The organism is Streptomyces sp. MP131-18, assembly GCF_001984575.1.
GTDB classification, from domain to species: Bacteria; Actinomycetota; Actinomycetes; order Streptomycetales; family Streptomycetaceae; genus Streptomyces; species Streptomyces johnsoniae.
This window is the reverse complement of sequence record NZ_LZNS01000001.1, coordinates 6272492-6284876: the sequence shown is the minus strand read 5'-3', so window position 1 is coordinate 6284876 and position 12385 is coordinate 6272492. Positions and strand designations below refer to the sequence as shown.

At 71.3% G+C, this 12385-nt stretch carries 3 protein-coding genes and 1 pseudogene; 2 read left to right on the top strand and 2 right to left on the bottom strand.

Features of this window, described 5'->3' with window-relative positions:
* Both STBA_RS28185 and STBA_RS28180 read right to left on the bottom strand, forming a co-directional pair.
* Positions 1-1691, bottom strand: a pseudogene (locus STBA_RS28185) (beta-ketoacyl synthase N-terminal-like domain-containing protein); the annotation flags it as partial.
* A 28-nt stretch (positions 1692-1719) separates the two neighbouring features.
* Positions 1720-2655 carry a proline iminopeptidase-family hydrolase gene (locus STBA_RS28180; protein ID WP_077061882.1) on the bottom strand — a complete coding sequence of 312 codons (936 nt, stop codon included), beginning with the start codon at positions 2653-2655 and terminating at the stop codon, positions 1720-1722.
* 2323 nt (positions 2656-4978) lie between these two features.
* Between STBA_RS28180 and STBA_RS28175 the strand changes: the two genes are divergently transcribed.
* Both STBA_RS28175 and STBA_RS28170 read left to right on the top strand, forming a co-directional pair.
* A complete protein-coding gene (locus tag STBA_RS28175) occupies positions 4979-7834 on the top strand; it encodes a LuxR family transcriptional regulator (protein WP_253195063.1) in 2856 nt (951 codons plus the stop codon).
* A gap of 242 nt (positions 7835-8076) precedes the next feature.
* On the top strand, positions 8077-12385 hold a 4309-nt coding region (locus STBA_RS28170), incomplete at its 3' end, for a type I polyketide synthase (RefSeq protein ID WP_143659633.1).

Here is a 12385-nt window from a genome sequence, read left to right as displayed (position 1 = left end):
GAACCGGTGCCCACCGGAGCAACCTCACCGGACACCACACCCGCCGTGGGCTGGTCCGTGGCCACCGCGGCCAACCCGGCCAGCAGCACCTCACGCTCCGACCCCAGCACCACCGCACGATACTCAAACACCGACCGCGTCAAGACCAAAGAGCGCGCCACATCCGACGCCGCCAACTCCGGCCGCGCCACCACATGCTCCCGCAACCGGCCCGCCTGACCCGCAAGCGCCACCGCACTACGACCCGACACCACCCACGCCGGAACACCCGGCGACAGCACCGGCAGAGACTCGGACGCCTCGGTGGCCTCGGTCGCCACGGGCGGCGCGGCCGGGTCGGCGTGGTCCGCCGGGGCCAGCTCCGCCTGTTCGAGGATCACGTGGGCGTTGGTGCCGCTGACACCGAACGAGGAGACCGCGGCGCGGCGCAGACGGCCGGCGTCGGGCCAGGAACGGGCATCGGTGAGCAGGCGGACGTTCCCGGCGTCCCAGTCGACCTGCGGCGTTACTTCGTCCGCGTGCAGTGTCTTGGGCAGCATGCCGTGGTGGATGGCCTTGACCATCTTGATGACGCTGGCGACGCCTGCGGCGGCCTGGGTGTGACCGATGTTCGACTTGATCGATCCCAGCCACAGCGGCTGGTCTTCGGCGCGGTTCTGACCGTATGTGGCGAGGAGCGCCTGGGCCTCGATCGGGTCGCCGAGGGTGGTGCCGGTGCCGTGGCCTTCCAGGGCGTCGATGTCGGCGGTCGTCAGCCCGGCCGCGTCGAGCGCCTGCTTGATGACGCGGCGCTGGGACGGACCGCTGGGCGCGGTCAGGCCGTTGGAGGCGCCGTCCTGGTTGACCGCGCTGCCCCGGATCACCGCGAGCACCTGGTGCCCGTTGCGCCGTGCGTCCGACAGGCGCTCCAGCAGCAGGACGCCCGCGCCCTCGCTCCAGCCGGTGCCGTTGGCGTCGGCGGAGTACGAACGGCAGCGGCCGTCGGGCGAGAGCCCGCGCTGCTCGCTGAACTCGATGAACGTCTCGGGGGTGGCCATGATGCTGATGCCGCCGGCCAGCGCCAGCGTGCACTCGCCCGAGCGCAGGGACTGCGACGCCCACTGGAGTGCCACGAGCGATGAGGAGCAGGCGGTGTCGACGGTGACGGCGGGGCCTTCGAGGCCGAGCGTGTAGGCGACGCGTCCGGAGACCAGGCTGCCGTCGCTGCTGGTGATGCCGTAGTCGTGGTACATCGCGCCGGCGAAGACGCCGGTGCGGCTGCCGCGGAGCGTTGCCGGGTCGAGGCCGGCCCGTTCCATCGCCTCCCAGGTGATCTCCAGCAGGAGCCGCTGCTGGGGGTCCATGGCGGTGGCCTCGCGCGGGCTGATCCTGAAGAAGTCCGGGTCGAACAGCGCAGCGTCGTGCAGGAATCCGCCGTCGCGGACGTAGCTCTTGCCGGGCTTGCCGGGCTCCGGGTCGTAGATGTCGTCCAGGTCCCAGCCACGGTCGGTGGGGAACGGGCCGATGGCGTCGCGGCCTTCGGTGACGAGGTCCCAGAGGTCCTCCGGAGAGGCGACGCCGCCGGGGTAGCGGCAGGCCATGCCGATAATCGCGATGGGTTCTGTCGTGGCGCTCGCGGTGGCACGCAGGCTCTGGTTGTCCCGCTTCAGCCGCTCGTTCTCGACGAGCGAGCCGCGCAGCGCCTCAATGATCTCCTCGACCTTGGCATCCACCGCTGTCTCAGCCTCCGCTCACTGTCGTGGTCTGCGCGCCGTTCGCGCCGATCGTGTCTAGAAATCCGCCGAGCACCTCGGTGAAGCGCTCGGGCTCCTCAAGGTGCGTGAGGTGGCTTGAGTCTTCGAAGATCTCCCAGCGGGCGTTCGGGATGAGTTCCTCGAAGGGCCGAACGGTCGCCGGGGTGGCCTCGTCGTGACGGCCGGAGATGATGAGGGTCGGCACGCTGATGCCGGGCAGGTAGTCGATCACCGACCAGTCGCGCAGGCTGCCGATGACGTGGAACTCGTTGGGGCCGTTCATGGCGCGGTAGACCGTCGGGTCGGTGAAGATCTCCATGTAGGTGGCCGCGAGTTCGCCGGGGAGCGGGTCGAGGCGGCAGACGTGGCGGCTGTAGAAGGTGAGCATGGCCTGCAGGTACTCGTCGCTGTCGGTGGTGCCCGCCTCCTCGTGGCGCCGCAACGTTTCGTCCACGCCCGGTGGCAGCTGGGCGCGCAGCACGTCCATCTCCTTGCGCCACAGCGGGTAGGAGGCGGGTGAGTTGGCGATGACCAGCCCGCGGAGTCCGGCGGGGCGGGCGGAGGCGTGCCAGGCGGCCAGCATCCCGCCCCATGACTGCCCGAACAGGACGTAGTTGTCGGCGATGTCGAGGCGGTTGAGGAGGTTGTCGAGCTCGTCGAGGAACAGCTCGGGCGTCCAGAAGCCGGGGTCGGCGTCGGGCAGGCGGGTGGAGCCCCCGTTTCCGAGCTGGTCGTAGTGGACGACGGGCCAGCCGCGTTCGGCGAAGCCGGCCAGCGGGAGCAGGTAGTCGTGGGTGCTGCCGGGGCCTCCGTGCACGACGACGAGCGCCGGGCGGCCCGCTCCCGGCCTTCCGGTGACGCGGTACCAGGTCGCGTACTCGCGGAAGGGAACGGTTCCCTTGGCCGTGGGCGTGGGCGCCATTTCTCCAACCATCTCTCGACCGTGTGCGGTCGGGTCGTTCTCAGCTGCGGTTACGCATCCCTGGAGCGGCATGAAAATGCCCCGGAGCGGCCCGTGGCCGGGCGGGTCCGGAGTCGGGAGCCTCAAGCCGCTCGTCGACGGTGCAGACGGTGCAGGCGGTGCAAGGGGCCGTCTGCACTCGCTCCTTGCCGGGCGGGTGGGGGTGCTCGGCCAGGGCGCTGGGCGTGCTCGACGTGCCACGGCGGAGTTGGCGGCTCTGCCGGGCCGGTGCCGCATGGAGGATCGGGGCCCGGCCCGCCGGGTGGCCTTGCGGCGCTGTCGGGAGCCGCGTGGCGTGGCGGCCCCGGAGGGCGGGAGCGGGGACGCCTCGTCCGGGGCATGGGGCCTGCGGGCGGTGGTGCCGGGCGAGGGGTGGTGGTGCGGCCGGGGCGGCCGGTGGGGCTGAGGGCCGGTCGCGGCCGGAACGGCGTCACCGTGTGTGCGGGCGTGCGCTGTGGGCGCGTCTGCCGTGCTCGGGGAGCGGTGGGCGTCCGCGGCCACGGCGGTTGCCTCCGCGGTGTGCTCGCGGGCCGCGGGCAGCTTCCTGGCACTACTTTTTGCGCGGTAGTCAAGAAGCTTGTCCTGGTTACCCACCAAAGTCACCCCGGGTTGAGAGGGCGCCGACGCGGCGACGCACGATTGCCGGGAACGCTACGCAGGGCCCAAATCCACCCCCAACCCCTGATCGCCCCTAACGTGTGCCACCGCACCGCTGCGTCCACCAGCCCCCTTGGGCGTTCGGTGGCGTCGGCTCGGTCGTCGGCTCGGTCGTCGGCTCGGTCGTCGCAGCGGCCACGCCCGGTTACGCTACGGGAGCGGCTCGTGGCACCATGCCGGGCACGGCCGGATGCCGGGAGGAAGGCGGCGTCCGCGTTGCCGTCGGGTTTGCCGGTTCCGTGTCGGGGCGGTTCCGGTTCTGCCGGCGGTCATCGTGCGGCCGGTCGGCTGCCACCGGCCGGCGTCCGCGGACCGGCGGCCTCGTCATGTCGATGGCGGCGGCGCCGGGTGACGGCATGTTTTACGGCGTACTCGCTACGCGGTCGCTCCCTTACCGAGGGTCTTCGTTTGCAACTTCGGCGGCATTCCTGGCGCTGGATGCAATCTCCAACTGCTGCGTGACAGGACGGCAACAATGGGAAACCGCGTTGACATTTAGCCGAGCCCTTCGCCCGTCCGCCCACCCGGCGAGCAGGCAGCGCACCGGCCGCGTTCGCCGGTAGCCCAATGGCCAGTTCGGCCTGACACATCCGGCGATTCTTTGCAATCCGGTACTGCCGGTAGCGCCCGCCGGGGCACCGGTACATGCGGGCCGTCGGCGGTCACTCTTTCCCTCCGGAACGGTCACGAATATTCCGGCACGCCCGGTCATACCAGCCGGAACAGCGGCACGTGCGGACCGCTTGCAGCCAGTCATTTCTCCAGAACGGTCACCGGCATTCGGGCTCCAGTCATAGCAGCCGGGACGCCGTTACATGCGGGCCGTCAGCGGTCACCCTTCCCGCCAGAACGGTCACGAATATTCCGGCACCCCCGGTCATATCAGCCAGTGCACCGGTGGATACGGGCCGAGTACGGTCAGCTTCAGCGGCGAAACGGTCAGCACACGGGCAGGGGGTGGCCGCTTCGGGCGCGGTTGCCCGTTCGCTGCGGCGCGCGGGCCGAGCGGCGCGGATTCTGCCTGCACAGCGACGGGTTGGGGCGCGGGCGGCGGGGGGCGGCGCGCGATCGGCAGGCCGGCCGGGTGCCCGATCGGCCGCCGAGCCGCTGTGACCGCGGGTGATCACATAGCGCCAATGAGTTTCCGGTGACCGGCCGTCGGCACGCGCTTGACAAGGCGTCATGTCGTGTATCGATACGGCTATCCGGGCCGTGGAGTGACGGACACTGTTCGCCTCCGTACGGCCTCAGGCACCCATTATCATCCTCACAGGCGTCTCTCAAAATTGATCAACGGCTCGCTTGCCCCAGACAATCGGAGGGCGAACTCTCGACCAACAGTCGCTGACATCCGAGCCGCCCAAGCGGCGCCTGAGGCGGGCTCTCGCCTGGGGAGAGACCACGCGCCAACACGCTCTCCCAGCGGGTGCTGGCCAGAATGCATTTGCCGCAGTAACATCTGGGACTTCCGGGGGGCGGTCCTTGTTTGTCCTGGCTCTGCGGGAATACTCTGCCGCCGAGCACTGCTCAACGACTACGACACCTCGAAGGACTAGGCCGACCTGTTTCCAGCCGCTGCTGGAAACGGCAGCTGCGTGATTGACATGCCGACAGGGGATTCTCAACAGTGTTGGTGGAGCGCACCCAAATACTCGAAAGACTCGATGACCTACTGCTTCAATCCGCACGGGGCAGGGGTACCGTCGCCGCGGTGAGCGGTTCGACCGCGATGGGCAAGACCAGCGTGCTCAACGCCTTGGCGGACCAGGCCGCTTCGGCGGGCAGCGCAGTGCTCAGCGTGGTGAGTGCGCCGCATGAGCGTGACCTCCCCTTTGGTGCGCTCACCCAGCTCCTGCAGGCGCTCCAAGCGCACTTGGCGGATACCGAACCTCTGGGCGTCGACGTCCCGGACGCGGTACGTCTCATCGAGCCCACGCACGTGGCGGCCGCTCCAGCGCCACCTGTGGCCCACGACGGCCTCGTGGCGGTCGCGAGGCAGACGCACCGGCTCGTCGCCGACCTGGCCGCCGTACGTCCCCTGCTGATCACGGTGGACGACATCCAGCACACCGACGCGGCCACGCTCTTCTGTCTGCGGTACCTGGCGCAGCGCCTGACCCAGCTGCCCGTCACCCTGGTGTTCACGCGCGGCACCTCGGTCGAGGAGCAACCGCCGCACATCCTGTACGACCTCCTGTACCAGACGAGCGTGCGCCGCTTCCACCTGGGGCCGCTCTCGCGTGAAGGCATAAGGGCGTTGGCCGCGGGCCGGTCCCCGTGCGTTCCCTCGGACGAGCTGGTTGGGGAGATTCACACGCTGAGTGTGGGGAACCCGCTGCTCGTTCAGGCGCTCATCGAGGAGCACCGGCTGCGTGCCGCGCCCGAGGCGACCACGGATTCCGTCGTGCCGGCGGGCGACGGCCCGGCCGTCCAGCCGAGCGCGGAGGGACGGCTGACGACCGGGCACATCTTCCAGCAGGCAGTCCTCGCGTGCCTGCACCGGCTCGGCCCGCGCGCCGTCCTGCTCGCGCAGTGCGTCGCGCTGCTGGACAAGGCGGCCACCCCGCTCCTGTTGAGCCGGTTGAGCGGCATCGACGCGGAGCTGGTCAGACGTTATCTGGGGCTGCTGACCGGCATCGGTGTGCTGGACGGCGCCCGCTTCCGCCGCTCGGGCGTTCAGCAGGCGGTTCTCCGCGAAATGCCCCATGACGAGGCAACGGACCTGCGGCACCGCGTCGCTTCTCTGCTCCACCACGGCGGGGCGGCGCCCCAGACCGTGGCCGTGCACCTGCTCGCCGCCGGCCCGCTGCACGACGACTGGATGGTGCCGGTTTTACGAGAGGCCGGCCGTCAGGCTCTGGCCGAGGGGGACGTGGGGCAGGGCATCCGATGTCTGGAGCTGGCGCGCGAATGCTGCTCGGAGGAGGCCGCGCGCCTCTCGGTGATGTCGCACTACGCCTTCGGCCAGTGGCAGGCAAGTCCCGCCGACTCCGCCCAGCACTTCCTGGCGCTCAAGGGCCCCGCTCTTGCGGGGATGTTGACGACGAGGGATGCGTTGCAGGTCGCCGAAGGCATGATGTTCCACCTCCACTTCGACGAAGCCCTGGAAGTCGTCGACCATCTCAACGACGGCGACGAGGACATGACGGCCGCGCTGCTCGGTATCCCGCTGCTGATGGCCTCCGAGTTCCCTGGCCTGCTGCACCGGCCGCGCCGTCCGTTCCCGACGACGACCGTCTCGTCGACGTCCACCTCGAAGCTACGCGCGCGGCACGCGCTGGCCCGCGCTCTCGAACGGGGGGCGGACGAGTACGCCATCGCCCTGGCCGAGCAGGTGCTTCAGGGCACCCAGTCCCCCGCCCCCTGGCGGATGCACGCTCTGCACACGGCTCTGCTGGCCTTGTGCTACGCGGACAAGTTCGACGAAGCCCGCAAGTGGCACGGGGTCCTCGCGGCCGGCTCACGAAGATATGACGCACCGATCTGGCGAGGAATGCTCGAATCCACCGGTGCGCTCATCTCGCTGCGGCGTGGCCAACTGGCCGACGCCGTGCGCCAGGCGGAGGCGGCATACGCCCTGCTGTCCGGCCTGACGTGGAACGTCAGCAGCACGCTCGCGCTGGCCATCCTCGTGGAGGCCCACACCGCCATGGGCAACCACCAGGCCGTGACCAAGCACCTGGCGCACGAGCCGCCGCCGGCGCTGTTCCTCACCCGCGCGGGGCTGCACTACCTGTACGCCCGCGGCCGCCACCACCTCGCGACGGGCAACATGTCCATGGCGCTGTCCGACTTCCTGGAGTGCGGCACGCTGATGCAGCGCTGGGACATCGACACGCCCGCCCTGGCGCCCTGGCGGTTGGGGGCGGCCGCGGCGTGGCTGCGGCTGGGCGAGCGGGACCGGGCGGCCCTGCTCGTCGAGAAGCAGGCCGCGACGCCCGACATCGGGCTCACACGGTCGCGTGGGATGGCCCTGCACGGTCTTGCCATGGTCCAGCCGACCGCCAAGCAGCCTCCCCTGCTGTTGGAGGCGTTCCGCCTGCTGGAGGCCAAGGGCGCGTGGTACGACGCCGCTGCCGTCCTGGTCGACCTCAGCCGCGCCTACCAGGAGCTGGGCGAGAAGGGCCGGGCACGGCGCACCGCGCGGAGGGCATGGCGCCTCGCCAAGAGCTGCGGGGCGGAAGCCATGTGCCAGGCCCTGCTTCCGACGACCATGCCCCGCAGCGCCGAGACCAAGGAAAGCCCTCGGTCCGGTGGCAGCGAACGCGCGGACCGGGGCACGTTCGAAGGGCTCAGTGAGTCGGAGCGGCGCGTCGCCATACTCGCCGCCCAGGGGTACGCCAACCGGGAGATCGCGGACAGACTGTTCATCACGGTCAGCACCGTCGAACAGCACCTCACCCGCGTCTATCGCAAGATGGGCATCAGGAACCGCGACCAGCTCCTGGAGGGCATGCACGCCGTCAGCCTGGAGAGCGTCTGATCCGCCGCGGCCCCGCAGGGGCCGCCGTGCGCCTGTCCCCGCCGCCCGGCGGGGACAGGCGCACGATGCGTTCCGCGGTGGGCTCCGTTTGCCCACCTCACGGCCGAACCAACCAGGCGAAACACTGCTAGGGGGCTCTACGGGTAGCTGGGGACGGGCGGCGGGGCTGACGATCGTGCCTCAGATGAAACCGCACGCCCCAGGCGGTCTCGGAGCGCGCGATGAGGGAGGCACTCGCCAGCATGCCGAGTGATCGTGTCCAGAAAACTGAACCCATCGCCATCGTCGGTGTGTCGTGTCGCCTGCCCCAGGCGCCCGACGCCGGCGCCTTCTGGGCGTTGCTGCGCCAGGGGCGCAGTGCGATCACCGAGGTGCCGGAAGACCGTTGGAATCCCGGCGAGGTCCTGCCCGATCTGCCGGAGCCGCAACGTGCCGGGCTGCGGTACGGCGGGTTCCTGGACCACGTGGACGGGTTCGACGCGGCGTTCTTCGGGATCTCGCCGCGCGAGGCCGTGGCGATCGATCCGCAGCAGCGGCTGTTCGCCGAGCTGGCCTGGGAGGCGCTGGAGGACGCGGGCATCGTCCCGGAGACGCTGCGCGGCACCGCGACGTCCGTCTTCGTCGGCGCGATCGCCGGTGACTACGCGGCGCTGGCGCAGCGCGGCGGCGCCGTAACGCAGCATTCGCTGCCCGGGCTGAACCGCGGCGTCATCGCGAACCGGGTGTCGTACGCGCTTGGCCTGCGCGGCCCCAGCCTCACGGTCGATTCCGCACAGTCGTCGTCGCTGGTGGCGGTGCACCTGGCGCTGGAGAGCCTGCGCAAGGGCGAGACCGGCCTGGCCCTGGCCGGCGGCGTCGCGCTCAACCTCACGCCCGAAAGCGCCGAAGTCGCCGGGCGGTTCGGCGGGCTGTCGCCGGACGGACGCTGCTTCACGTTCGACGCGCGGGCCAACGGTTACGTGCGTGGCGAAGGCGGCGGGGTCGTCGTTCTGAAGCCCCTGGCGCACGCGGTGCGGGACGGGGACGCCGTCTATGGGGTCGTCCTCGGCAGCGCGGTCAACAACGACGGTGACACCGAGGGGCTCACCGTGCCCAGCACCGAGGCCCAGGCGGCGGTGCTGCGTCAGGCGTGCGAGGACGCGGGCGTGAACCCGGCCCAGGTGCGCTACGTGGAACTGCACGGCACGGGCACCCCGACGGGCGACCCGCTGGAGGCGGCGGGGGTGGGCGCCGTCTACGGCAGCGCGCGGCCCGCGGGCTCACCCGTCCTCGTCGGGTCGGCCAAGACGAACGTCGGGCATCTGGAGGGCGCGGCGGGGATCGTCGGGCTGATCAAGACGGCGCTGGGCATCAAGCACCGGGAGATCCCGGCAAGCCTCAACTACGAGACGCCCAACCCGCACATCGACCCCGAGGCGCTGAACCTGCGCGTGCAGACCACGGCCCGCCCGTGGCCGGAATCCCAGCTGTTCGCCGGGGTCAGCTCCTTCGGCGTGGGCGGGACGAACTGCCACGTCGTGATCGCCGGGGCGCCCGAGCCGAACGAGTCCGGCCAGGACGCCGCGCGGCAGAGCGGGGACGACAGCGCGGCGGAGAGCGAGGAGGAGAGCGGGGAGGAGATCCCGCTGTCCCCGTGGCCGGTGTCGGGACGCACGGCGGCGGCCCTGCGCGCACAGGCGGAGCGGCTACGCGAGTTGCCGACCACCGATGCCGACGCCGACGCCGACGCCGACGCGTTGGACATCGGCTGGTCGCTGGTCGGCACGCGCACGCACTTCGAGCACCGCGCCGTCGCCCTCGGCCCCGATCACGCCGCACAGCTGGCGGCGCTGCGCAACGGGGCCGAGGTGCCGGGCCTGATCACGGGCATCACGGGCGACCACGGGAAGGTCGCGCTGGTATTCCCCGGGCAGGGCTCGCAGTGGGAGGGGATGGCGCGCGAACTGCTGCGCACCTCCGCGGTCTTCCGCACGTCGGTCGAGGCGTGCCACGACGCGTTCGCCCCGTACCTCGACTGGTCGCTGCTGGACACGCTCACCGGCGAGCCCGGGGCGCCGCCCCTCGAACGCGCGGACGTCGTCCAGCCCGCGCTGTTCGCGGTGATGGTCTCGCTCGTGCGGGTGTGGGAGTCGCTGGGCGTGCGGCCGGACGCGGTGATCGGGCACTCGCAGGGCGAAGTCGCCGCGGCACACGTCGCGGGAGCGCTCGGTCTGGAGGACGCCGCCCGGATCGTGGCGCTGCGCAGCCGGACGCTGCTGGCGCTGGCGGGCACCGGGGCCATGGTGTCGGTCGCGCTGGCTGCCGACCGGGTCGCCGAGTACGTCGCCACCATCGGCGAAGGGCTGAGCGTCGCCGCGGTCAACGGGCCGAGCACCACCATCGTGGCCGGTGCTCCCGACGTCGTCGCGCGGCTGCTGGAGCGCTGCGAGGCGGACGGTATCCGCGCGCGGGCCGTTCCCGCGGTGGACTGGGCCTCCCACTCGCCGCACGTGGCGGCCATCCGGGATGAGCTGCTTCAGCAGCTCGCCGGGGTGACGCCGCGTTCCTCCGACATCGCGTTCTACTCGACCGTCACCGGGGCCGCCATCGACACGGCCGGGCTGGACGCCGACTACTGGTACGCCAACCTTCGCCGGCCGGTGCTGTTCGAGCCGACGCTCAGGAGGATGGCGGAGGACGGGTTCGGCACGTTCATCGAGTCGAGCCCGCACCCCGTGCTGACGCTCGGCCTGCGGGAAACCCTGCCCGACCGTCTGGTCGTCGGGTCGCTTCGCCGGAACGAGGAGCCGTGGCCGCTGCTCCTCGGGTCCCTGGCCGAGCTCCACGTGCGCGGCGTGCCCGTCGACTGGTCCGCCGTGTTCGCGGGGCGGGCGCCGCGCCGCGTTCCGCTGCCCACCTACGCGTTCCAGCGCGAGCGCTACTGGCCGGAGACAGCGGCCGGGTTCGTGCCCGCCACGCGGGCAAGTGGCGTGCGGCAGGAGGAGGAACGCGCGGAGGAGACCGCGGACAGCGGGGGCGCGACGTGGCGGCAGCGGTTCGCGGCGCTGCCGGAGGAGGAGCGGAATCGCGAGGCGCTCGAGCTGGTACAGCTGCGGACAGCGATCGTTCTCGGCCACCTGAGCGCGGACTCGGTTGACACCGACCGGGCATTCCGCGACCTGGGCATGGACTCGACACTGGCGGTTCAGCTCAAGGAGAAGCTGACCGATGTGACCGGGCTGGCCCTGCCCAACTCCGTCGTCTACGACCACCCGAGCCCGGCCCGGCTGGCCCAACGGCTGTGTGAACTCGCACTGGGCGGCGACGACTTCCTGCCGACCGCGTCCGCACGGACGGCCGGGACGGCCGGGACGGCGGGGAAGGCCGGGACGGCGGGGAAGGCCGGGATGCCGGCCGCGAACGCCGACGAGCCGATCGCGGTCGTCGGGATGGCCTGCCGCTTCCCCGGCGGCGCCAACACGCCGGAAGCCCTGTGGCGGCTGGTCGACGAGGGCACGGACACGATCAGCGCGTTCCCCGAGGACCGGGGCTGGGACCTGGACAGCCTGTACGACCCCGAGCCGGGAGTCCGGGGCAAGACGTATACCCGACACGGTGGTTTCCTGGACGACGCCGCCGAGTTCGACCCCGAGTTCTTCGGCATCAGTCCCCGCGAAGCCATGGCCATGGACCCTCAGCAGCGGGTCCTGCTCCAGATCGCCTGGGAAACGTTCGAACGCGCCAGGATCAATCCGCAGCGGCTGCGCGGCAGCGACACCGGCGTGTTCGTGGGCGCCATGGCCCAGGAGTACGGCCCGCGACTGCACGAGGGCGACGACGGGCTGGGCGGCTACCTGCTGACCGGCAGTACCGTCAGTGTCGCCTCGGGGCGGGTCGCGTACACGTTCGGCCTCGAAGGCCCGGCGGTGACGGTCGACACCGCCTGCTCCTCCTCGCTGGTCGCCCTGCATCAGGCGGCGCAGGCGCTGCACAGTGGTGAGTGTTCGCTGGCGCTGGCCGGCGGCGTCACCGTCATGGCGACGCCCGGGATGTTCGTCGAGTTCGGCCAGCAGCGTGGGCTGGCTCCCGATGGCCGGTGCAAGTCGTTCTCCGCCGCGGCCGATGGCGTGGCATGGGCCGAGGGCGCGGGCATGGTCCTGCTGGAACGCCTCTCCGACGCGCAGGCCAACGGGCACACGGTCCTGGCCGTCATCCGCGGGTCGGCCGTCAATCAGGATGGTGCGAGCAACGGCCTCACCGCCCCCAACGGCCCCTCCCAGCAACGCGTCATCCACGCCGCACTGGCCAACGCCGGCCTCGCCCCGGACGACATCGACGCCGTCGAAGCACACGGCACCGGCACCACCCTCGGCGACCCCATCGAAGCCCAGGCCCTGCTGGCCACCTACGGCCAGCACCGGCCCGAGGACCAGCCCCTGTGGCTGGGATCGCTGAAATCCAACATCGGACACACGCAGGCCGCGGCAGGCATCGGCGGGGTCATCAAAATGATCCAGGCCATGCGCCACGGCACCCTGCCACGCACTCTGCACGCCGACGAACCCAGCCCCC

Excerpts from the sequence above, each read along its gene's own strand:
- STBA_RS28180 (WP_077061882.1), bottom strand. The coding sequence starts at position 2,655 with ATGGCGCCCACGCCCACGGCCAAGGGAACCGTTCCCTTCCGCGAGTAC.